This window comes from Anabaena sp. UHCC 0187 (assembly GCF_009712035.1).
Classification (GTDB): domain Bacteria; phylum Cyanobacteriota; class Cyanobacteriia; order Cyanobacteriales; family Nostocaceae; genus Dolichospermum.
Window position 1 is genome coordinate 1 of the sequence record NZ_VILB01000009.1, and the last position, 21,524, is coordinate 21,524.

General features: G+C 37.8%; 23 protein-coding genes. 13 read left to right on the forward strand and 10 right to left on the reverse strand.

Annotated features, from left to right (window positions below; translation table 11 throughout):
- Positions 1 to 215: hypothetical protein (locus FJR11_RS23400; RefSeq protein WP_217358222.1), on the reverse strand; the 215-nt coding region annotated here is incomplete at its 3' end.
- The gene (locus FJR11_RS07770; protein WP_168503138.1) at positions 187 to 1,665 is read right to left on the reverse strand and encodes a S8 family peptidase; all 1,479 of its coding nucleotides are present in this window, start codon (positions 1,663 to 1,665) and stop codon (positions 187 to 189) included. The genes FJR11_RS23400 and FJR11_RS07770, both read right to left, overlap by 29 nt.
- A gap of 625 nt (positions 1,666 to 2,290) precedes the next feature.
- Here FJR11_RS07770 and FJR11_RS07775 point away from each other — a divergent pair.
- A complete protein-coding gene (locus FJR11_RS07775) occupies positions 2,291 to 2,605 on the forward strand; it encodes a biliverdin-producing heme oxygenase (protein ID WP_168503139.1) in 315 nt (104 codons plus the stop codon).
- Positions 2,606 to 2,736: 131 nt separating this feature from the next.
- Here the strand turns inward: FJR11_RS07775 and menB are convergent, their stop codons facing one another.
- The 3 genes from menB to surE all read right to left on the reverse strand — a co-directional run bounded on the left by menB (position 2,737) and on the right by surE (position 5,846).
- Positions 2,737 to 3,570: a 1,4-dihydroxy-2-naphthoyl-CoA synthase gene (gene menB / locus FJR11_RS07780; protein WP_168503140.1), complete on the reverse strand. Its 834-nt coding sequence runs from the start codon at positions 3,568 to 3,570 to the stop codon at positions 2,737 to 2,739.
- A gap of 263 nt (positions 3,571 to 3,833) precedes the next feature.
- The gene (locus FJR11_RS07785) at positions 3,834 to 4,730 is read right to left on the reverse strand and encodes an MBL fold metallo-hydrolase (RefSeq protein ID WP_168503141.1); all 897 of its coding nucleotides are present in this window, start codon (positions 4,728 to 4,730) and stop codon (positions 3,834 to 3,836) included.
- Positions 4,731 to 5,048: 318 nt separating this feature from the next.
- Positions 5,049 to 5,846, reverse strand: a complete 798-nt coding sequence (gene surE / locus FJR11_RS07790) for a 5'/3'-nucleotidase SurE (protein WP_168503142.1) — start codon at positions 5,844 to 5,846, stop codon at positions 5,049 to 5,051.
- 219 nt (positions 5,847 to 6,065) lie between these two features.
- Between surE and hpsE the strand changes: the two genes are divergently transcribed.
- The 9 genes from hpsE to pheS all read left to right on the forward strand — a co-directional run bounded on the left by hpsE (position 6,066) and on the right by pheS (position 15,713).
- A complete protein-coding gene (gene hpsE / locus FJR11_RS07795; protein WP_168503143.1) occupies positions 6,066 to 7,046 on the forward strand; it encodes a hormogonium polysaccharide biosynthesis glycosyltransferase HpsE in 981 nt (326 codons plus the stop codon).
- Positions 7,047 to 7,097: 51 nt separating this feature from the next.
- Positions 7,098 to 8,276: a glycosyltransferase family 4 protein gene (locus FJR11_RS07800; RefSeq protein WP_217358220.1), complete on the forward strand. Its 1,179-nt coding sequence runs from the start codon at positions 7,098 to 7,100 to the stop codon at positions 8,274 to 8,276.
- 75 nt (positions 8,277 to 8,351) lie between these two features.
- Positions 8,352 to 9,263: a sulfotransferase domain-containing protein gene (locus FJR11_RS07805; protein ID WP_168503144.1), complete on the forward strand. Its 912-nt coding sequence runs from the start codon at positions 8,352 to 8,354 to the stop codon at positions 9,261 to 9,263.
- Positions 9,248 to 10,177 (forward strand): glycosyltransferase family 2 protein, encoded by a 930-nt coding sequence (locus tag FJR11_RS07810; RefSeq protein ID WP_168503145.1) that lies wholly within the window; start codon positions 9,248 to 9,250, stop codon positions 10,175 to 10,177. Before FJR11_RS07805 ends, FJR11_RS07810 begins: the two co-directional genes overlap by 16 nt.
- A gap of 242 nt (positions 10,178 to 10,419) precedes the next feature.
- A complete protein-coding gene (locus FJR11_RS07815; protein WP_217358221.1) occupies positions 10,420 to 11,601 on the forward strand; it encodes a glycosyltransferase family 4 protein in 1,182 nt (393 codons plus the stop codon).
- A gap of 64 nt (positions 11,602 to 11,665) precedes the next feature.
- Positions 11,666 to 12,424, forward strand: a complete 759-nt coding sequence (locus FJR11_RS07820) for an FkbM family methyltransferase (RefSeq protein ID WP_168503146.1) — start codon at positions 11,666 to 11,668, stop codon at positions 12,422 to 12,424.
- Positions 12,425 to 12,482: 58 nt separating this feature from the next.
- Entirely contained in the window at positions 12,483 to 13,418 is a 936-nt protein-coding gene (locus tag FJR11_RS07825) for a glycosyltransferase family 2 protein (RefSeq protein WP_168503147.1), read from the forward strand.
- A 3-nt stretch (positions 13,419 to 13,421) separates the two neighbouring features.
- The gene (locus FJR11_RS07830) at positions 13,422 to 14,633 is read left to right on the forward strand and encodes a glycosyltransferase (protein ID WP_168503148.1); all 1,212 of its coding nucleotides are present in this window, start codon (positions 13,422 to 13,424) and stop codon (positions 14,631 to 14,633) included.
- Positions 14,634 to 14,720: 87 nt separating this feature from the next.
- Positions 14,721 to 15,713 carry a phenylalanine--tRNA ligase subunit alpha gene (gene pheS / locus FJR11_RS07835; protein ID WP_168503149.1) on the forward strand — a complete coding sequence of 331 codons (993 nt, stop codon included), beginning with the start codon at positions 14,721 to 14,723 and terminating at the stop codon, positions 15,711 to 15,713.
- A gap of 31 nt (positions 15,714 to 15,744) precedes the next feature.
- Here pheS and FJR11_RS07840 read toward each other — a convergent pair whose 3' ends face one another.
- The 5 genes from FJR11_RS07840 to FJR11_RS07860 all read right to left on the reverse strand — a co-directional run bounded on the left by FJR11_RS07840 (position 15,745) and on the right by FJR11_RS07860 (position 19,854).
- On the reverse strand, positions 15,745 to 16,221 hold the full coding sequence (locus FJR11_RS07840; RefSeq protein WP_254444713.1) for a Uma2 family endonuclease: 477 nt from the start codon (positions 16,219 to 16,221) through the stop codon (positions 15,745 to 15,747).
- A gap of 102 nt (positions 16,222 to 16,323) precedes the next feature.
- On the reverse strand, positions 16,324 to 18,117 hold the full coding sequence (locus FJR11_RS07845; protein WP_168503151.1) for a WD40 repeat domain-containing protein: 1,794 nt from the start codon (positions 18,115 to 18,117) through the stop codon (positions 16,324 to 16,326).
- Positions 18,118 to 18,764: 647 nt separating this feature from the next.
- Positions 18,765 to 19,220, reverse strand: a complete 456-nt coding sequence (locus tag FJR11_RS07850) for a ferredoxin (RefSeq protein WP_168503152.1) — start codon at positions 19,218 to 19,220, stop codon at positions 18,765 to 18,767.
- Positions 19,220 to 19,606 carry a DUF1257 domain-containing protein gene (locus FJR11_RS07855; protein WP_168503153.1) on the reverse strand — a complete coding sequence of 129 codons (387 nt, stop codon included), beginning with the start codon at positions 19,604 to 19,606 and terminating at the stop codon, positions 19,220 to 19,222. The genes FJR11_RS07850 and FJR11_RS07855 overlap by 1 nt, the downstream gene beginning before the upstream one ends.
- A 38-nt stretch (positions 19,607 to 19,644) precedes the next feature.
- Entirely contained in the window at positions 19,645 to 19,854 is a 210-nt protein-coding gene (locus FJR11_RS07860; RefSeq protein ID WP_168503238.1) for a DUF2997 domain-containing protein, read from the reverse strand.
- A 342-nt stretch (positions 19,855 to 20,196) separates the two neighbouring features.
- On the opposite strand from FJR11_RS07860, the gene FJR11_RS07865 reads away from it, so the two are divergent.
- Genes FJR11_RS07865 through FJR11_RS07875 form a run of 3 tightly spaced genes read left to right on the forward strand, consistent with a single transcriptional unit; the run spans position 20,197 to position 21,480 of the window.
- A complete protein-coding gene (locus FJR11_RS07865) occupies positions 20,197 to 20,781 on the forward strand; it encodes a Uma2 family endonuclease (protein WP_168503154.1) in 585 nt (194 codons plus the stop codon).
- A 14-nt stretch (positions 20,782 to 20,795) separates the two neighbouring features.
- The gene (locus tag FJR11_RS07870; RefSeq protein ID WP_168503155.1) at positions 20,796 to 21,095 is read left to right on the forward strand and encodes a type II toxin-antitoxin system HigB family toxin; all 300 of its coding nucleotides are present in this window, start codon (positions 20,796 to 20,798) and stop codon (positions 21,093 to 21,095) included.
- Positions 21,079 to 21,480: a type II toxin-antitoxin system HigA family antitoxin gene (locus FJR11_RS07875; protein WP_168503156.1), complete on the forward strand. Its 402-nt coding sequence runs from the start codon at positions 21,079 to 21,081 to the stop codon at positions 21,478 to 21,480. Before FJR11_RS07870 ends, FJR11_RS07875 begins: the two co-directional genes overlap by 17 nt.
- Positions 21,481 to 21,524 lie beyond the last annotated feature (44 nt).

Here is a 21,524-nt window from a genome sequence, read left to right on the forward strand (position 1 = left end):
CCAATATAGCAACCTCTCCTTTTCCTGTCAAGGGTTTGGGAAAATATTTTTTTGGGAGGGGTGATTTCATGGATTGAAAAGCTGGAAACGTTGATGAGAGAGGACTTTTCCCTAGTGGCGTTTGTTTTCCCTGGTTCAGATTGTTTTAGTAATAAGGCTATATTTTTTGGGGTGAGGTGGATTAGATCATTGCCAATAGCTGTCGTTATAGTCATTATATTGTTTACCAAAACTATCTTCACTGTTGCTGCTTGGTGGGGTGTTGTAAAAATCTAGTGTGAATCTGGTGAAGGGTTGTGCCAGACTTTGACCGTAGTAGTTAAACTGCTGTACTGTTAGTGTTGCCACATCGCCGAAATGCAACTGCAACTGATTTTCGCTCTGGGAGACAACTATAGGAGGAAAGGGAGTAGAGGTTGGTGTTGGGGATTGTAGCTTGAAAGGCAATTGTGAAATTACATTAATTAGTTGCAGAGGGAAAAAAGAGTCTAGTGGGGGGAAGAGAGACGGCATTTTCAAGCCTGGCTGTGAAGGTGTTGTTGGCTCTGGAGGATTGGTGCTATTTGCAGATGTGCTTGTAATAATTTGGCGAACTTGGCTTTCAGTTAGGTTGGGGTTAGCACTAAGCATGAGAGCGACGACACCAGCAATATGAGGGGCTGCCATGGAAGTGCCATTGTAATTGGCATATTGATTATTCGGTATTGTGGAGTAAACATCAACGCCTGGGGCGGTAACATAGGTGATTTCTTGAGAACCAGAACGGTTGGAAAAGTCTGCAAGGTTATTATTTTGATCTACTGCACCTACGGCAATTCCAGAATTATAGGCGTAGCGGGCGGGATAGGATGGCACTGAATCACCATTATTCCCGGCTGCCATAACAACAATTACGTTTTTGCTACTGGCATATTCGATAGCTGACTTGAGAGTATCGTTGGAGGAATTACCTCCTAGACTGAGATTAATGACATTTGCGCCATTATCAACTGCATAATAAATGCCTTTAGCGATGTTTGAGTAAGAACCTGAGCCATTGGCATCTAGGACTTTGACTGGCATAATTTTGGAGTTATAGGCAATGCCAGTAACACCAATACCGTTGTTTTCTGCGGCTATAGTTCCAGAAACATGGGTGCCATGACCATTGTTGTCTAAAATATTGTTATTGCTACTATCAAAATTCCAACCTTGAACATCGTCAATATAGCCGTTGCCATCATCATCTATGCCGTTCCCAGCTATTTCTTTGCTATTAGTCCAAATATTATTTTTTAAGTCTTGATGGTTGTAATCTACGCCAGTGTCTAGAACCGCGACAATGATTCCTTGTCCTGTATGTCCATTATTCCAGGCTGTGGGAGCTTTGATCAGATCCGCTCCCCAATTATTACCCCCCAAGTTAGGAGCATCCGCATAGGGACTAACACCTGCGGCGTTACTCACTGCTAATCCGGCATTTACTAAGCCATAACCATTGTTTGAACTATAGCTGCTGCTACTGACAACAGATTCGGTTGCTGCTAAATTATGTTGGGAAGAAGAACTATGATTAACCGAACTTATAATATTATCAGTAGGATTTTGAAAGGCATTGAGTTGAGAAATAGGAATATAATTGATTTCTTTTTGAGATGGGAAGTTTGGAGAAATATCAAATGACATAGGTATTTAAGCCCTAAAAATAGCAATATTTTGTGTAACAATCTAAATTTGTCAAAATCTGCAAATACAATATCTTGAAATTGCCAGTTATTCCCCTTTGTTAATTATTACTATGAATTGCCAAGGCAAAAAGATATTTTAATTACGAATAACCTAATGTTTGATGAATAATATCAATAGCCAGAATAAGTTAGAATTTGATGACATATAATCCACATTCCAGACTTTATTTTGTAACATAAATACGGAGGTTAAACTTTTCCCTAACTCTTAAATAAAAATATTTAATTTAATTATTAATTGATTAAAATTTACGCACCTTGTATTTGGTATTTTCTGTTAGTACGTAAGTTCTATTAATATAGACCGTAAAGGATAAGGAAATTTAAAATAAACCTTTTAACCTTGATCCCTGATAATTTTTAGACAAAAACAAGTATGTAGACACTCCGATAATCATTTACAAATATGACAAGAATATAAAGACATAATAAAGTTTGTTTATAGCTAATAATCGCTACAACCCGTATCCAATAATGACTTTGTGCCTTTCAGGGCTATTTTGGACAACAAGCAAGATATATAAGTGTGATAACTAGTCCTACGGTACTGAAGATGAAGGCACATGAAACTAATTAAGCATTTAACATCTACCTGTCGTTATTGTCGTTATTATCAACCACAGGGTCGCCGTGGTGGTATGTGTGAAAAATTGAGCGCACCAGTCCAAGGGGTTTGGAAAGCCTGTCCTTTGGCTCTAGCAGCTTTTGCACCTGTTTGGGAAACTTTAGAAGATGCTTGGAGTTTACCAGTGGCCAGACCTGTTTTTTCGGCTTCGCAAGCTCTCCCGAAGGATTTAGATCATCTGACAGTAGCTTCTGTTGAAGATATTCCTACTTCCGCTACACAAGCAGTAAAAAATCAGAGCGTACTAATTTAATTACCCACAATTACTGTCATCAATTTTTTGTCCACTTTAATAAGATTTGACTTACAAATTTTCACTACTAATTCTAATTTAGACGTTTTCAGAAATCGCACCTGTCAGGAAGGTGCGATTTTGGTATAAATTTAAGGCAACCAGGGAAAATCCCGAAAGTTAGGGGGACGCTTTTCTAAAAACGCTTGTTTTCCTTCTGCGCCTTCTTCTGTCATGTAATAAAGAAGAGTAGCGTTACCGGCAAGTTCTTGTAAACCAGCTTGTCCGTCGCAGTCGGCGTTAAATGCTGATTTGAGACAACGAATGGCTATGGGACTTTTTTCTAAGACTTCTTGCGCCCATTTTATCCCTTCTATTTCTAGTTGTTCTATGGGGACGACGGTATTAACTAAGCCCATTTCTAAGGCTTCTTGGGCGTTATATTGACGACAGAGAAACCATATTTCCCTTGCTTTTTTTTGTCCTACTATTCTGGCTAGATAACTAGCACCAAAACCACCGTCAAAACTGCCTACTTTTGGTCCTGTTTGCCCAAAAATGGCATTATCAGCCGCAATAGTTAGGTCACAGATTAAATGGAGAACATGACCTCCACCAATAGCATAGCCCGCGACTAGGGCAATAACGACTTTCGGCATGGAACGAATGAGACGTTGCAAGTCTAAGACGTTTAACCGGGGAATACCGGCTTCATCTACATAACCTGCTTGTCCCCGGACACTTTGATCACCTCCTGAACAAAAGGCGTATTTACCGTCTGTGTGGGGTCCTGCACCAGTAAATAAGACTACGCCAATACTGGTATCTTCCTTGGCATCCCAAAAGGCTTCGTATAGTTCAAATACGGTTTTGGGACGGAATGCGTTCCGTTTGTGGGGACGGTTAATGGTGATTTTGGCGATACCGTCGGTTTTTTGGTAGATGATGTCTTCGTAGGTTTTGACGGTTTTCCAGTCGAGTTGCATATTCTGAAGAAAGATTGAGAAATATTTTAATATAGCAAGAAATAGACTAGGGTTTCAGGCTTTTAAATTGGGGTTTAAAACCCATAGCCCGAAACCCTGATTCTGCGAGTGTTGTCAAAAATTGGCGCAGGTATTGTCAATTTTTTCAAAATCAAATAGGAGTCTTGTATTTACCAATACTGTTAACCGTAACTAGGTAAAACAGATTTGTCTACAGTCTTAATGATCCGTAAAAATCTGGGCTACAGATATGGATAGATAACTCACGCGGAATACTTACTGGCAGAAAAAGATTCTGATGTAGAATCAGTAGTGGTAATGGGCAGAATTAATCCTTCTCTAGCCATAATTGCACCGGAAAAACACGCGTGAGCTTCTTCACCTATACGATCTAAAAACTCATCATTGTGGGCTGGATCGTGGTGATAAATTGCTAAGGTTTTGACATTGGCAGCTTTGGCCATTTTTACAGCTTCTTGCCAAGTGGAATGTCCCCAGCCAATTTTTGATGATTTAGGGTTGCGGTATTCTTCGTCAGTATATGTAGAATCATAAATGAGTACGTCAGCATTGCGAGCTAACCACAATACATTTTCATCTAAATGATCTGCATAATGTTCTGTATCGGTAATATAAACAGCAGCACCACCTTGCCAGTTAACTCGATATCCTACTGCTTCACCTGGATGATTTAAATGAGCAGTTTCTATGATAATGTCGTCAATATGGATGGGCTGTCCTGGCTGAACGTTATGAAAGGTCAAGTTAGACCCCATAATCTGTAAAGGTACAGGGAAGTTAGGATGCAGCATTTGGCCATTAAGCCGCTGTTCTATGGTTGAACCATCTGGGGCGATCGCTCCATAAATATCAAATTTATTACCACTGATAAAAGCTGGCGTAAAAAAGGGAAATCCTTGAATATGATCCCAGTGGGAATGGGTAAAAAATATATGACCTTCTACTGGCATTTGGGACAATAAGGACTTTCCTAAAACGTGTAATCCTGTGCCAGCATCAAAAACTAAGCGTTTACCGCCTACCTGCATGGAGACGCAAGGAGTATTACCTCCGTAGCGAACGGTATCTAAACCTGGGCAGGGGATGCTGCCCCTAACGCCCCAAAATTGTACGTTAAATTGGTTATCTATCCTAGACATGGGTATTGCTGGCTGGCTGGACTGGGCATGGGAATCATGAAAACACAAAACTTCTTGCTTACTTAAGTGTATGCTGTTTTACAAATTTTGTTGTTAAAACAACATTCTCTAGTTGGAAAGTGCTTGTACTTCTGTGGCAAGTGAAGCTACTTTAACAAGAGTTTAGTCAGAATAAGCGATTAAGAATTAATTATCTAACTCTTTTATTCCTAAGTCTTATTGTATACCGTTTACTACATTTACTTAAGTAGTGGTTAGTAAAGATTGAGTTAAGTTACTGAAAATAAGTCTCTTTACTGTGGACAAACCTGCCTAAATCTACGGAAATTTAAATTCCCATGTAGATAGCTGATTAAGTCCATGACCATAAGTCAGGTTATATTGCAAGGGAGTAATACTAATACATTGTTTTTGGATGGCATGAACATCAAGGGGAATGTGGGTTGGTAAATTTAACTCTATGGGTGGTTCTACATCCTCTATCACCTCTCCAGTTAACCAGTAGTAAGTTTTACCTCTGGGATCAGTTCGCTTATCAAAAACATCTACGTAGCGTCTTACTCCTTGTCTAGTGAAAGTGACACCAGCAATTTCTTCCCAAGCTAAGGGGGGAATATTGACGTTAAGTAACATTAAATCTGGAAGCGGTTGAGCGGCAATTTTGGCAACGAGGATTTCGGCAAATTTGGCCGCTGGTTGAAAGTCTTTGTGAGTATGACTAGTTAAACTAAAAGCAATACTAGGAATACCTTCTATTAAACCTTCCATGGCTGCTGAAACAGTACCGGAGTAGAGGATTTCTGTCCCCAAGTTTGCGCCTTGGTTAATTCCAGATAGCACTAAGTCGGGGGGAGAATCTAATAAAGCCCATAATGCCAATTTTACACAATCTGAAGGCGTACCATCACAAGCCCAAGCTTTAATATCAGGATCAAAAACAGATTCTACTATTTCGGCGCGAATTGGTTGCAGTAAGGTTAATCCGTGTCCAGTTGCCGATCGCTCTCGATCTGGACAAACTACTGTCACTTCATGACCCGCTGCTGCTAAGGTATTGGCTAAAGTCCGAATACCCAGGGCAGAAATCCCATCATCGTTACTAATTAGTAATTTCATTTGTTAGTTGTCAGTGGCCATTAGTTATTAGTCATTAGTTTCAACTTAGTTGTCAGTGTTTTCCGTCACACACCAGAAAAAATAAAGAGTTTTCAGTACATATTTACTATAACTATAATAAATTATTTTTACAAATACTAAAACCCTCATTATATAGGGTATACTCAGGTAAATATACTTTGAAATTTTTGTATCCAACCGTTATATATATACCTGTCCATGGTTGATTTTACTGTTGCTATTCGTACATATAATGGAGAAAAATATTTACCTGGTTTGTTAGATAAGTTGCGATCGCAGATCAATACAGACAGCATTTCCTGGGAAATAGTCATTGTTGATAATAACAGTACAGACAATACTGCGAAAATTATTCAAGAATATCAGTCAGACTGGCCAGAATCATACCCCATTAAATATTATTTGGAACCTCGACAGGGAGCATCTTATGCCAGACAAACAGCTATTAAAGAAGCTAAAAGTCCACTGGTAGGCTTTCTGGATGATGATAACTTACCTTCTCCTGGCTGGGTAGCTTCTGCCTGTGCTTTTGGGTTTACTCATCCCCAAGCAGGGGCTTACAATGGTCTAATTCACGGTATTTATGAAACTGAACCTCCTAAAAATTTTGAGAAAATAGCTTCATATTTGGCAATTATAGAATGGACGGAAACAGAACCATTTTGTTTTAATTCAACAGAAAAAGGCGGACTTTTACCACCAGGAGCGGGTATAGTTATTAGAAAGCAAGCTTGGGTAGAAAATGTTCCCGATAATTTAGAATTAACAGGCCCTGTAAGTGGTTCTTTAATAGCAAAAGGTGAAGATATAGAAGCATTGTTGTATATCAGAAATGCCGGTTGGGAAATTTGGTTTAATCCAGAAATGCACATCTACCATCAAATTCCTAAAAATCGTTTAGAGAAAGAATATTTAATCAGATTGTTACGGGGTGTTGGTTTAAGTCGTCATCGGACTAGAATGTTAGGATATAAACCTTGGCAAAGACCTTTAGTCATTCCTTTATATATGGCTAACGATCTGCGGAAAGTAATTAGTCACCGACTCAAATATGGAAAAGAATTAGAAAGTGATATTGTGGCAGCTAGTGAAATGGAAATGTATTTGGGAAGTTTGGAAAGTCACTGGCAAGGATTAGGGGGATTTTTGAGCTTTAAAAAAGCTGAGAAAAAAACATAAAGTATCTTTGTGGGTAGTGCGGTAAAAGAGCAAATTAAATTTTATCAAAAAATGGCAAACTCAAATAATCAGCTTCAAAAGAAAAGAATTAAATTAGGGGTTATTGCTAATGAGTTTTTTGACCTATCATCGGGAAGAATGGGGGGATTTGGTTGGGCAAGTCGTCAAGTAGCAAATTGTTTTGGAAGCGATTGCAATTTAGGAATTGATGTAGTTTTTTTATCCGGTGAAACCTACGGTCAACCTGGACAATCGCCAACTAAAATTCATAATACTCCCATTATTTTACGTGATCGAAACAGACTAGAATACTGTCGTAGGATCTGGGCTGAGGGTTTCGATTTAATATTATCAATTGACTATCGCCCCAGCTATCGTTCTCTATTTTGGTTATTACCTCGTACCCCCATTATTGTTTGGGTAAGAGACCCTAGACCACCGGAAGATATGGCTAAAATTAATACGGCCAGGATTCCCGGTTTTGAAGATATTCAACCCCAAGGACTTAAATCTCCTGATTGTACCTCTTTAGCTGGAGTTGTTAATGTCTCAAAGTGGTTGCGTCGTCCTGTTTTATTTGCCACTCCTGCTCCTTTTTTAAAAGATAAAGTTTTAGGAACTTATGGAGTGCAACCACCAGAAGTAACTTTTTTACCTAATATTATTGATCTTGAACCAGGAGAAGTGGTAAAGAGTGAAAAACCGACAGTTGTATTTCTAGCACGTCTTGACCCCTATAAACGACCGTGGTTATTTGCAGAATTAGCTCGCCATTTTCCTGATGTGGAGTTTATTTTTCTGGGTAAACCTCATTTTGAAGGTGAAGGTGCTTGGGAAGCCAATTCTTTACCAAGTAATGTGCGCTTGATGGGTCATGTAGATGGGGAGGAAAAGGTTCGGATTCTTTCGGAAGCTTGGGTTTTGATTAATACTTCCATTCACGAAGGTTTAGCAGTTAGTTTTCAGGAATCCCTGAAGTGTGAAACTCCTCTTTTGAGTTGTTTAGACCCGGAAAATGTAGTTTCTCGGTTTGGCATTTATGTGGGGCGTTATGATGGTACGGGAATGGAAGCAATACCTAAGTTTGTAGAAGGTTTGAAAACTCTTTTAGAGGATAAAGAGTTGCGAACTAGGTTGGGTAAAGAAGGGCGGAAATGGGTGACAGAGAATCATAATAAAGAACGCTTTGTCAAGGTATTTTATGAGCTTTGTAGCAAGGTAGGTGTTTGAGTTCAGGATGAAGTTTGAATAAATAATAAATATTGTGGTAAATCAACTTAATTATCAAAGGGAAATACTAAGTCTATGACAATGCCAAATTTCTTGATTATCGGTGCTGCTAAATCTGGAACAACTGCACTTGATCACTATCTAAAACAACATCCGCAAATTTATATGAGTCCAGTTAAAGAACTTAATTTTTTTGCTCTTGAAGGAGAAGATTGTGAAAAATTTAAAAAAAATTTCCTGAAAAATAGTAATTACCCCAACTTTATTACTGATATTGAAACCTACTGTAGTTTTTTTAAAAAAGTATCCCAAGAAATTGCAATTGGAGAATCCTCACCTTTATATCTTTTACATCCAAAAGCTTCTGAAAGGATAAAACACTACATACCTAAAGTAAAGATAATCGCCATAATTCGAGATCCTGTTGAAAGAGCATATTCAGATTTTTTATTTACTAGAAGTAGAGGTAGTGAACCTATTACTGATTTTCATGAAGCACTAAAAGCTGAAAAAGACAGAATAGAGAAAAATTATTGGTTTCGTTGGTATTATAAGCAGAGAGGATTTTATTTTACTCAACTTAAGCGCTATTTCGATCTGTTTGATAAAGAGCAAATTAAAATTTATCTCCATGAAGACCTTAAATCTGATTCTCTTGGCGTAGTGCAAGATATTTTTCAGTTTATTGGTGTAGATGATACCTTTATCCCAAACACGGAGCAAAAACATAATGTTACATACGTTCCTAAAAACATCACCTTAAATAACTTAATTAAACCTTCTCACCCTATTTCCTCAAGATTAAGGTCACTTTTACCATCCTCTCTACGTCAGAGTATTAAAAGCCAACTTATTAACTTTAACCGCAAGAAAGTAACTCCTCTTCTACCAGAAATTAGAAAGCAATTGATTGAAGAATATCGAGAGGATATTTTGCAACTTCAAGATTTAATTGGAAAAGATTTGTCTAAATGGCTGAAAGTATAAAGATGCTAGAAAAATCATTGGTATCCGTAGTAATTCCTACTCATAATCGCCTTAAATATTTGCAGGAAGCGATCGCCAGTGTCAAGGGACAAACCTGTGATAATTGGGAGCTAATTATTGTTGACGATTGTTCCTCCGATGGAACATGGGAATGGCTTTTAGAACTGAAAGATCCGCAAGTGCAAGTTTTTCGCCAGAATCAACAGTCTTTTAGATCGGGAGCGTGTAACCGGGGTATTGCAGAGGCAGTAGGAGAGTTTATCATGTTCTTTGATGACGATGATCGCTTGCGTCCCAATGCTTTGGCAAACCTAGTCGAATCATTAATCAAAAACCCCGATTTAGTAGCAACTGTTGGTGCAAGATGGAAGTTTAAGGAGGGAGTGTACGCGATGAAGATCGAGCATCCAATTATTCCTTTCAAACGCATAATTTGGCCAGAATTACTAGCAGGCTGGTCTGCTGTTTCTGGTCAGAACTTATACCGGACTACCACAGTCAGGGAAGTGGGTGGATTTAATCAGAATCTGCGCCGCGCACAAGATCGTGATTTATGGCTGAAAGTTGCGAGACTCGGTTCCGTAGTGCTAATACCTGCGATCGCGCTCGAATATAGAGTTCACCCTGGACAGTCCCTACCGAAGAATATTATAGAAATACGAGAAAGCATATTCAACGCATTTATTGCTAGTCTTCCCCTGGAAGAACAACCCAGAGGAAAACTAATTCGAGAAAGCGCCCATTTGTCCCAAAAAGCTGAAGAAGAATACAGAAAAGCTAACTACAAAACAGCTTTTAGTTGTTATTTACAAGCCTGTCGAGTTGCACCAGAGTTAGCTTTTTCACCACTGACAGGACCCCCACTAGCTCGCGGTATTGCTAAGTCTTTACTCCGTTCCCTGCTGCCAAAATAACTCATGAAATCAACAGTAATCATCTACCGTGATCAATTAACCCCTTATTCATAAACTTTTAGCCCGTTTTCGTAAGCTTATGCTACACTGGCTTCAGTATCATAATGTAGTTGCGACGGATGTAGTGGCTGCTGGAGAAAGAGAACTTATATTATATAGTTTGTTGAGTCCTTTTTATTTTTGGAAAAATTGGATTGTGAAAAAACGCTTTGATAACAACTCATGAATAATCATTAATAACTATGGATAAAAGAATCAAGATAGGACTCGTTGCTAATGAATTTTTTGACCTGTCATCGGGAAGAATGGGGGGATTTGGTTGGGCAAGTCGTCAAGTAGCAAATTGTTTTGGGAGCGATAGCGAAGCGCTCCGCAGGAATCGCAATTTAGGAATTGATGTGGTTTTTTTAGCAGGTGAAACCTATGCTAAACCTGGACAATTGGTAGATAAAATCCATAATACTCCTATTATTTTACGCGATAGAAACAGACTAGAATACTGTCGGAGGATCTGGGCTGAGGGTTTCGATTTAATATTATCAATTGACTATCGCCCCAGCTATCGTTATCTATTTTGGTTATTACCTCGTACCCCCATTATTGTTTGGGTAAGAGACCCTAGACCACCGGAAGATATGGCTAAAATTAATACGGCTCGTATTCCCGGTTTTGAAGATATTCAACCCCAAGGACTTAAATCTGCTGATTGTACCTCTTTAGCTGGAGTTGTTAATGTCTCAAAGTGGTTGCGTCGTCCTGTTTTATTTGCCACTCCTGCTCCTTTTTTAAAAGATAAAGTTTTAGGAACTTATGGAGTGCAACCACCAGAAGTAACTTTTTTACCTAATATTATTGATCTTGAACCAGGAGAAGTGGTAAAGAGTGAAAAACCGACAGTTGTATTTCTAGCACGTCTTGACCCCTATAAACGACCGTGGTTATTTGCAGAATTAGCTCGCCATTTTCCTGATGTGGAGTTTATTTTTCTGGGTAAACCTCATTTTGAAGGTAAAGGTGCTTGGGAACCCAATTCTTTACCAAATAACGTCCGCTTGATGGGTCATGTAGATGGGGAGGAAAAGGTTCGGATTCTTTCGGAAGCTTGGGTTTTGATTAATACTTCCATTCACGAAGGTTTAGCAGTTAGTTTTCAAGAAGCATTGAAATGTGAAACTCCTCTTTTGAGTTGTTTAGATCCCGAAAATGTAGTTTCTCGGTTTGGCATTTATGTGGGGCGTTATGATGGTACGGGCATGGAAGCAATACCTAAGTTTGTAGAAGGTTTGAAAACTCTTTTAGAGGATAAAGAGTTGCGGACTAGGTTGGGTAAAGAAGGGCGGAAATGGGTGACAGAGAATCATAATCAAGAACGCTTTGTCAAGGTATTTTATGAGATGTGTCGTAATGTTGGTGTGTCTGTATGATTATTCGATAAATGATAAATATTGTGGTGCTTAAAACTAATTATAAAAGGAGAATGCTAATTCCATGAAAAGTTATCTTAAAAAAATAATTGAGAAATTAGGTTATCGAATCTATCAAACAAAAATATTACCAAAAGGTATTGATTTAGTTTTAGATATCAATAGAAGAACAATAAATCCAATTCGGACAATCTTTGATGTAGGTGCAAATATTGGACAAACAGCACAATATTATCATCAACAATTTCCCGAAGCAAAAATTTTGTCATTTGAACCAGTAGCAGAAACTTTTAGAATCTTAGAAAGTAATACAAAAAAATTAAGTAGAGTTCATTGTTTTAATAATGGATTTGGTGAGCATGATCAAAAAATGAAAATCTTTTTAAAGCAAGATTCAGGGAATAATTCATTAGTTGATTCTATTAACATAGATCAAAATTTGGGCGGTGAAATTATTGATGTAAAAACAATAGATGGTTTTTGTAAACTTAATAATGTTAACAATATTGATTTACTTAAAACTGATGCTGAAGGCTATGATCTGCAAGTAATTAAAGGCGCAGAAGATTACTTAAATGCAAAGAAAATTTCATTTATACTCAGCGAAGTTGGCTTTTATAAGAAAGATTCAGGGCATACATTTTTTATGGATTTACATGATTATTTAATTGATAAAGATTATCAACTTGTAGATTTATATGATACAACTCCTGCTTTTTACCTTCCTAATAAATTTGGGTTTTGTAATGCTCTGTTTATAGATTCTCAAATAGCCCAGGAATGGTGTAAATGGAAAAATAATAAATGGCGAACTCGTTATTAATTGCTTTAATTTTTTTTTGTCTTAAAAATATCCTTCATCTTTCCACAAAGAATTTTTTATGGTAAAAGATACAATTACTTCACAACAATTAGTATCCGTAATTATTACAACTTATAACCGACTGAATTTTCTTCAAGAAGCAGTTGATAGTGTTAAAACTCAGACATTCAAAAACTGGGAATTAATTGTGATTGATGATGCTTCTTCCGATGGGACATGGGATTGGCTTACAGAATTACAAAATGAAAAAATACGAGTTTTTCGACAGGAACAAAACTCAGAACGATCTGCTGCGCGGAATCGAGGTTTGAGTGAGGCCAAAGGAGAATTGATTATGTTTTTGGATGACGATGATCGTCTCCGACCTAATGCACTGGACAACTTAGTCAAACCATTCAGCAGTGACTCTCAGCTAGTGGCTACAGTGGGTGCTAGATGGAAGTTTAAAGATGGAGTGTATGCTATAAGAATTGAGCATCCGATGATTAGGTTTAAGCGAGTTATCTGGCCAGAACTACTAGCTGGCTGGTCTTCTATTTCTGGTCAGAATTTATATCGAACTGCATCAGTTAGAAAGGTGGGTGGATTTAATCTGGAAATCCGCCAAGTAGAAGATCGAGATTTATGGTTGCGAGTTGCTAGGTTAGGAACTGTGTTATTACTTCCTGCAATCTCACTTGAATACCGAGTTCATACTAATCAGTCAATGCAGTCCCTCCCGACTAATATTGTGGAACTTCGAGAAGATGTTTTTCAAGCGTTTATTGCTAGTCTTCCCCTTGAAGAACAGCCCAGAGGAAAACGCATTCGAGAAAGCGCCCATTTGTCCCAAAAAGCTGAAGAAGAATACAGAAAAGGCAACTATAAAACGGCTTTTAGTTGTTATTTACAAGCCTGTCGAGTTGCACCAGAATTAGCTGTTTCGCCACTTACAGGACTTCCACTAGCTCGCGGTATTGCTAAGTCTTTACTCCGTTCCCTGCTGCCAAAATAACTCATGAAACCAACAGTAATCATCTACCGTGATCAATTAATCCCTTATTCAGAAACTTTTATCCCGGCACAAGTTGAGAACTTCTCATCTTACAATGGATTCTACGTTGGCAATACCCGATTGTCTAGTGCTAAATCCATGATTTCACCAAAAAAAACTATTATTTTGGGAGAACTAGTTTCCCCTCCTGAACTTTGGAAAACCGCCTATAAATTAGCTGAATTCTGTCATCCTAATTGGATAAAACACCTGCAAGCCTTATCCCCCATCTTAATTCATGCTCACTTTGGTTTAGATGGTGTATTAGCCCTACCCTTAGCCAAAAAATTAAGAATACCTTTAATTGTTACTTTTCATGGTTATTATGCAACAGCAGATATTGATTTAACTCAAAGAAAAACTTGGTATGATTATAGTTTAGATTATGTAAAAAGACGCGGACAATTTTTTCGAGAACTGTATGTTAGAAAACGCAATCGCCTCTTTCAAGAAGCTGATTGTTTTATTGCTGTTTCTGAATTTATTCGCTCGAAATTAATTGAAAAAGGATGTCCCCCAGAAAAAATTAAAGTTCACTACATCGGTATAGATATAGATAAATTTATTCCTGTTCCTAATATTCAACGCGAACCTGTAGTATTATTTGTTGGACGCTTCGTTGAAAAGAAAGGATGTGAATACTTAATTCGCGCCATGGCTCAAGTCCAAAAAATAATGCCTAATGTGGAATTAGTTATGATTGGAGATGGACCTTTGCGTTCTACCTTAGAAAATATAGCTGCAAATTCACTCAATCGCTACCGTTTTCTAGGAGTACAACCTCCTGAAATTGTAAAAGAATGGATGACGCGATCGCTTTTGCTATGTGCGCCCAGTATCACAACTCTTCAAGGAGAATCAGAGGGACTTCCGATAGTTATCCTAGAAGCGATGGCTATGGGATTACCTGTAGTAAGTTCTATTCATGCGGGTATTCCTGAAGCAATAATTCATGAACAAACAGGTTTATTAACCCAAGAAAGAGACTGGGAAACTATAGCAAAATCGATCTTAACCTTGCTTGAGAATCAAAAATTGCGGGATAGTTTAGCAATAGCTGGGCGTTCTTGTGTAGAACAAAAATTTAATTTGAAGTCAAATACTGCACAGTTAGAAGAAACATACAATAGTATCTTGGGAAGTTTTTCTAGTAGTGAAATAATGTCTATTGATTAGTCACCTTGAAAGAGCTAGTCCTAAAATTATTCCCATTCCCTGTTCCCTGCTATAGACTAATGACTAACGACTAATCACCAATGACTAATGACTAATAATTTAGAGGATCAACTTTTAGCATTACGCCAAGAAGGAGAAACAGCGATCGCATCTGCCGATACCCTGGAACGCCTAGAAGAACTCAGAGTTAACTATTTGGGCAAAAAAGGGCAATTGGGGGCTTTATTGCGGAGTATGGGGCAAATGAGCGCGGAAGAACGTCCTAAAATTGGGGCGATCGCTAACACGGTCAAAGAAGCCATCCAAAACAGCTTAGACCAACAACGCACATCCTTGGAATCTGCTCAAATTCAGGTACAGCTAGAGGCGGAAACCATAGATGTCACCATGCCCGGTATTTACCGTCCTCAAGGTCGGATTCATCCCCTCAACGGCATTATTGACCAAACCCTAGATATCTTTGTTGGCATGGGTTACACCGTTGCCCAAGGATCGGAAATGGAAACAGATTACTACAATTTCGAGGCTCTGAATACCCCCCCAGATCATCCAGCCCGTGATATGCAGGATACCTTCTATTTACCAGATGGTAATTTGCTGCGGACTCATACTTCCTCGGTGCAAATTCGCTACATGGAAAAGGAAGAACCACCTATTCGAGTTGTTGCCCCAGGTCGAGTATATCGCAGAGATGATGTAGACGCGACCCACTCAGCAGTTTTTCATCAAATTGAACTTTTAGCAATAGATGAAGGACTAACTTTTACAGACCTTAAAGGAACTGTCAAGGTATTTTTACAATCAATATTTGGCGACTTACCAATTCGGTTTCGTGCCAGTTATTTCCCCTTTACTGAACCTTCAGCCGAAGTAGATTTACAGTGGAAAGGACGTTGGTTAGAAGTCATGGGTTGCGGTATGGTTGACCCCAATGTATTGAAATCTGTGGGTTATGATCCTGAAGTTTATAGCGGCTTTGCGGCTGGTTTTGGTGTAGAACGTTTTGCGATGGTATTACACCAAATTGATGATATTCGCCGTTTATATAATAGCGATTTGCGTTTCTTACAACAATTTTAATGTAGGGGTGGGGTTTCCCCGCCCTTAATAATTATGAACCAAAACTTAACCAACTAAAAATTTCCTTAACAGTTAATTCTAAATTTATATTTTCCAGAATCGGTAATTTATCATCACCGTCATATATTTCTATTTTTTGTCCAGGAAATACAGCTAATACACTTTCTTCTTCTGGATTTAATAACCAACCTAATTCAGTTCCATGTCGAGAACAATGTAATAAGTTAGTTAATACTTTTTTCTGTGGTTGTTCAGGAGAAAGAATTTGTATTACCCAGTCAGGATGAATTTCAAAGCGGTTAGCAATTCTCCCAGATTCAGTTTTGGGAATTCTTTCCCACCGGAACACCGCAATATCAGGCACAATCGTACTACCACCAAAAGTACAGCGTAATTCTGGGAAAGCATAAGCAATCTTTGGCGTTTCCGCTACTTGATTGATATTAGTACAAAATTTAATCTTAAGAATCCCCTTCTCTTTAGAGCGGGGAGTGTTAAATTTTCTCAAAAATATTTGTTTCAAAGGGCATTAAATAAACCAGTCATTCATACAAAATTTGTACCAGTTTTGCAAGTGGCACAAACTTGTAGAGACAACCGCAGTTTTTACCTAACTCCGCTGCCAAATTTTAATCGTTTTATCCAAACTTCCACTGACTAACATTTCGCCAGAAGCTGTAAAGGATAAAGCTGTAACTGTATTACCATGACCTGTAAATGTGCCTAATAATTCCCCAGATTGTAAATGCCACAATTTGATGGTCTTATCAGCGCTACCACTGGCAATAATTTGTTCGTCAGGACTTAAAGCAACTGCATTAACACTATCTCGATGTCCTTTGAGGGTGTGAACTAATTCCCCAGTGGCTAAATTCCAAACGCGAACAGTTTGATCTTGACTACCACTGACTAAAAATTTAGCATCAGCACTCATGGCTAAAGTAGTGACAATATGGGAATGACCCATCAGGTTGTATATTGGCTGTGTATCCGGCAATTTTTTCTGATTGAGTGTTGAGGATGTTTCCCAAACTTTGATTTTCCGATAACTACCTGTAATCAAAATTTTTCCATCTTGACTCAACACCATGGAATGGGCTGCTGTATCATCTAAAGATAGGGTATTTTCGACTTGGCGATCGCGCAAATTCCAAAATAAAATTTTGCGATCATGACCACCAGTAGCTAACATCTTACCATCGGGTGTAAATGCCACACAACGCACATCCCCATGATGTTTATGCAGAATATCAATTAAATCTAAAGCGCCAGTATGCCAAATTTTCACAGTGGAATCTGCACCTACACTCACTAATGTTTGGCCGTCGGTACTAAAAGCCAGGGAATTAACTTCATCTACTTTGGTAGAAATCAGCCAAGGATATTCTGATAATGTCTCGATTAATTCACCTTTGGCTAAATCCCATAATTTTGTTTCTCCCCGACTACCACTAGCTAAAATGGGAATTGTTTTCACATTTTTACAATCGCCATCTTTAACTACTAAAGTTTTCACAGCATAGGCTAAACAGTTGATACCTCTGGTATGTCCAATCAATGTTTGCCAACATTCCCAATCACCAACAATTTTCTTTTTGGGATGATCTGATGGTAAGGTTTGGATTGTTTCTACCATCATTTTCTCATCATTTATTGGTAGATCATCTGGCTGTCCACCAAGGGATTGTAAATACCAATTTAATCCCCCTGCATACAATAAACTACTAGGAGTTAGATATATCTTTGATTCTGGAGATTCTAGTTGATCTGTGGGTAAAAAACCAGTAATCACGGTTTGTTTATGGTATCCTAATTCGTTATTTCCTGGATAAAACAAACACAGAAAAATTAATACTTGGTGGTTATTGATATCTTGTTGACTAACAGACCAACGGATTTTATCTTTTTTAATGCCGTTAAAACTTTCTCCATCTGCTACGTGAACTTGAATACTCACTTTTGGGTTATTAGCTAACAAATAAGTAAATTTACTTTCACCACGTAAATTTCCCTCGTCATCTAAAACCATATTTTCTAAAGTGTCTTGTGGCACTTTTCTCACCAATTTTCCTAACCGTTCCGTGATCATCCGCTCGACAATTTGTTCACGGACAAGATAATCTTCGGCTTGACGTTGAAAATAGGTAGGAAAGGGAATTACCCAATCAGGATATTCAGGATATTCAGGTGGTATTGGTGGCGGATTTTTGGCGAGAATTTTCGCTTGTTGACGGGAACATTCGAGAATTTTCGTTAATGAATCTCCTCCAAATGCCATAACTTCACTGTGATAACCTTTAACTCGACTTTCTAGAAGAGAAAGATCCGCAGTTTTGGGTTTTTTTACCCGGTTTAAGAAGTCAGTCTGTTGCGCTTTTAATAAACTAATCCAATTCATCTGCATGATAATGGCACACCATTGCATACCCAAGATAACTTATACTAATGCAATAATTACTCAATTGATAACCTTTAGTTAATTAAATATTAAGTAATTATTGCAGTCTAATAGAATACAAAAACTAGCGGAATTCAATGGTAAATATCAACCCCTAGGGTGATTAAGCATTGGTTACTTTGATGTAGTGGGTTATAGAGATTTCGATGATTTCCATAAATTCTAACTAACTTAACTAATAATTTACTGTTTCTAGAGAAACACTTCTTGATCCCATAGAGGTGTAACATTTTTCATGTCACTTTTTTATTTATTTTTTGTTTTTGAAGATAATTTTTAGATGAAATAATAAGGTATATTTACTATATTTAGTAAAAATTAATTTTTCGTAAAAGAAGAATGTTGATAAAAATATTACAGGAGTTCGCGGTAAGCGTAAAGCCCAGTGGCTTTAGCCCTGAGAGTGTCAATTCTAGAACTTCTATTTTTTGCCTATCTAAGTACGGAAACCATCGCGCTGGAGAGCATTCATGCCAACCGGGCAGCATTTATTGTTAGCTTAAGTCATATCTTTGTCAGTGAACCAATACTGGCTGTGTTAGTTACCTCTACGGACAAATATTAAGACATAAAAGCACTGGTTATACCAGTGCTTAATAACTAGACTTTTTTAACTTTTGTTTTTTCCGGCGTTTTTCTACAGTGGCTACCCCATGTTCTACTGGATAACCAGCTATGGGAATTACCTGATATTGTCTTTCTGCTTCTAAATTTTTCAGATCAGTATAATCAACCCAGTGGATACAATCAACAGGACAGGTATCTATTGCTTCTTGAATTACCTCTTCTGTGTCGGCATCTTGACGAATTACACGCGATCGCCCATAATCTTCTTCAATAAAAAAAGTATTTCGGGCAACATGGGCGCAATGTTTACAGCCAATACAGGTAATTTCATCTACATAAACGCCTTTCTGCCGCACCATACCGCCTAATTCCGGTTCTAAACCAGAACGTTCGGGAATATCTCGCAAAAAACTCCCTAATTCTGGTTCTAAGCCAGAACGGTTATGTTCTTGTTCTTCTGGTGACGGCAGGAAATTAGACATTAGGCACTCCAGCGTTGTACTACTAGGCGAATAGAACCATCTGCATTTTTTTGTTGTTCGGCTACTTGGAAGCCAACTTTAGTAGTTTCTTTAACTACCGTTTGATAAGCATAACGTTGGGTAACTTGACGAATAAACCCATCTACAGATAGATTTTGTTGCCAATATTGTAAATCTGCAACTAATTCGTATTCTTGACCATTCCATCTAAAACCAATATCATAACCGTTGTGCTGCTCAATTGTTACTTCGGCAGCATGGGTTTGACCACGATAACCGCGCACCTCACTAGGTCCAGGTTTCCAGTCTATTCCCAAGTCGGAAAGGGCATCTTGCAAGGATTCCAGATTACGGATTTGTGTCTTGATTTGGCTAAAGTGTGACATAGTGGTTTGTAATCAATGAAATTAACTAGTTGGAAAATTTACCATTCGCTGTGGGCGGATTGTGTATTCACCAGATGGTTTTGCGGCGTATTGGTAGCGAAAAACTCCGAGGTTGGCTCATTACTCAACACTCTTCCTAGCTGGGCTTCTATAGCTGCTGTGACTTCAGCACAAGATGCACCGATAATGCCGGTGACTTTTTCTTGGACTCGACCATCTGGATAAATGATGAATTCTAATGTTTCCATGTTCAAAAAAGCCAACCTCGATAGTACAATTGAACTTTGCTGGTTTACCAGACTTGCTCAAAATTTAGCGATAGGAACTTAGAGACAAATTTGCCATTTGTTTCATAATGTTCCATATCTAAACATATATTTTTCAGAATTTTTACAAAAATTATTATTTTTATTAGTATTTACTACTTTGGGAATTTTGTCCAGAAATATTCCTAACCTAAGAAATTGGGTCACGGCTATGCTGTATTTAATTCTGCTTTTGATTACTCAATCGCTGCTAATTCCATTTAAACCAATTTAAGCAAGAGATTGTGATAAAATTGATTTTAATTTCAGATGGAGGAAATAATTATGATTTCATCACCTTTGATATTACATTTTCCCTCATCAATGCAAATGACAGATGAAGAATTTTTTGATTTCTGTCAAGAAAACCGGGAATTACGCATTGAGAGAAATCAGTTTGGAGAAATATCAATTATGTCACCCGCAGGTTCAGAAACAGGAAATCGTAATTTTAACTTAGCTGGACAGTTATATGTGTGGTCAGAAAAAGATAACACAGGTATTTGCTTTGACTCTAGCACAGGATTTACACTTTCCACGGGTGCAGAACGTTCTCCTGATGCTTCCTGGATAAAGTTAGAAAGATGGAATAAACTCACACCAAAGCAACAGAAAAAATTTGCTCTTATTTGTCCTGATTTTGTGATTGAATTAAGGTCAGCTTCTGATAACTTGCAGCCTTTAAAAGACAAAATGCAGGAATATATGCAAGAACCAGAAATAAAATTAGGTTTATTAATTGACCGTAAAAATCGCCGAGTTTATATTTATCGTCCTGGACAAATAGAGGAATGTTTGGAAAATCCTGACACTGTTAATTGTGATCCTGTTTTATCAGGATTTGTTTTGAATATGGGGAAAATTTGGTAGTTATAAACAGGAAGATGCACGTTATTAGTTTTAGAATAGTAAGAGAATATGCAGAAAATCATGCAGATTGTCAGGAATCACTGAACAACTGGTATAAGATTGCTAGTAAAGCTAAATGGTCAAATTTAGTTGAAGTACAGCAGGTGTTTCCGAAAGCTGAAGCTGTTAGGAATTTTACAGTTTTCAATATTAAAGGCAATAAATACCGTTTGATTGTTAGCATAGATTACGAAGGTCAATTAATTTATATTAAATATATCCTCACTCACGCGGAATACGATAAGGACAATTGGAAAAATGACCCTTACTTTTAATCCAGAGAAATACAAGGAATTATTAACAGCATATCTTCCCAAAATTATCAAGACTGAAGCTGAAAATGAACAAGCTTTAGCTATTGTCGAAGATTTAATGCACCGGAAACGCAGTCCTGAAGAAGATGAACTTTATCAATTGTTAATTACTTTAATTGAAAAATTTGAACAAGAATATTATCAGATAAATCAACAACATGATCCTCAATCTATGTTGTTATTTCTTTTGGATGAATCTGGTAAAAGCAAAGTTAATTTACAAGCGGTTTTGGGTTCAGAAAGCGTAGTTGATAATATTTTAAATGGAAAGCAGAAAATAACTTTAGAGTTAGCGCAAAAACTGGGAGATTTTTTTCATGTAGAAGCAGGTTTATTTCATGAATAGGATTTATTCGTCCTGAATATCGGCTTTTCAGGAGGTAATTGTAC

Coding starts and splice junctions, on each gene's coding strand:
- pheS (WP_168503149.1), top strand. CDS start 14,721: ATGACTAATAATTTAGAGGATCAACTTTTAGCATTACGCCAAGAAGGA.
- surE (WP_168503142.1), bottom strand. CDS start 5,846: ATGAAATTACTAATTAGTAACGATGATGGGATTTCTGCCCTGGGTATT.
- FJR11_RS07875 (WP_168503156.1), top strand. CDS start 21,079: ATGACCCTTACTTTTAATCCAGAGAAATACAAGGAATTATTAACAGCA.
- menB (WP_168503140.1), bottom strand. CDS start 3,570: ATGCAACTCGACTGGAAAACCGTCAAAACCTACGAAGACATCATCTAC.
- FJR11_RS07810 (WP_168503145.1), top strand. CDS start 9,248: ATGGCTGAAAGTATAAAGATGCTAGAAAAATCATTGGTATCCGTAGTA.
- FJR11_RS07825 (WP_168503147.1), top strand. CDS start 12,483: ATGGTAAAAGATACAATTACTTCACAACAATTAGTATCCGTAATTATT.
- FJR11_RS07830 (WP_168503148.1), top strand. CDS start 13,422: ATGAAACCAACAGTAATCATCTACCGTGATCAATTAATCCCTTATTCA.
- FJR11_RS07770 (WP_168503138.1), bottom strand. CDS start 1,665: ATGTCATTTGATATTTCTCCAAACTTCCCATCTCAAAAAGAAATCAAT.
- FJR11_RS07775 (WP_168503139.1), top strand. CDS start 2,291: ATGAAACTAATTAAGCATTTAACATCTACCTGTCGTTATTGTCGTTAT.
- FJR11_RS07865 (WP_168503154.1), top strand. CDS start 20,197: ATGATTTCATCACCTTTGATATTACATTTTCCCTCATCAATGCAAATG.
- FJR11_RS07860 (WP_168503238.1), bottom strand. CDS start 19,854: ATGGAAACATTAGAATTCATCATTTATCCAGATGGTCGAGTCCAAGAA.
- FJR11_RS07850 (WP_168503152.1), bottom strand. CDS start 19,220: ATGTCTAATTTCCTGCCGTCACCAGAAGAACAAGAACATAACCGTTCT.
- FJR11_RS07815 (WP_217358221.1), top strand. CDS start 10,420: ATGGATAAAAGAATCAAGATAGGACTCGTTGCTAATGAATTTTTTGAC.
- FJR11_RS07870 (WP_168503155.1), top strand. CDS start 20,796: ATGCACGTTATTAGTTTTAGAATAGTAAGAGAATATGCAGAAAATCAT.
- FJR11_RS07820 (WP_168503146.1), top strand. CDS start 11,666: ATGAAAAGTTATCTTAAAAAAATAATTGAGAAATTAGGTTATCGAATC.
- FJR11_RS07800 (WP_217358220.1), top strand. CDS start 7,098: ATGGCAAACTCAAATAATCAGCTTCAAAAGAAAAGAATTAAATTAGGG.
- hpsE (WP_168503143.1), top strand. CDS start 6,066: ATGGTTGATTTTACTGTTGCTATTCGTACATATAATGGAGAAAAATAT.
- FJR11_RS07855 (WP_168503153.1), bottom strand. CDS start 19,606: ATGTCACACTTTAGCCAAATCAAGACACAAATCCGTAATCTGGAATCC.
- FJR11_RS07845 (WP_168503151.1), bottom strand. CDS start 18,117: ATGCAGATGAATTGGATTAGTTTATTAAAAGCGCAACAGACTGACTTC.
- FJR11_RS07805 (WP_168503144.1), top strand. CDS start 8,352: ATGACAATGCCAAATTTCTTGATTATCGGTGCTGCTAAATCTGGAACA.
- FJR11_RS07785 (WP_168503141.1), bottom strand. CDS start 4,730: ATGTCTAGGATAGATAACCAATTTAACGTACAATTTTGGGGCGTTAGG.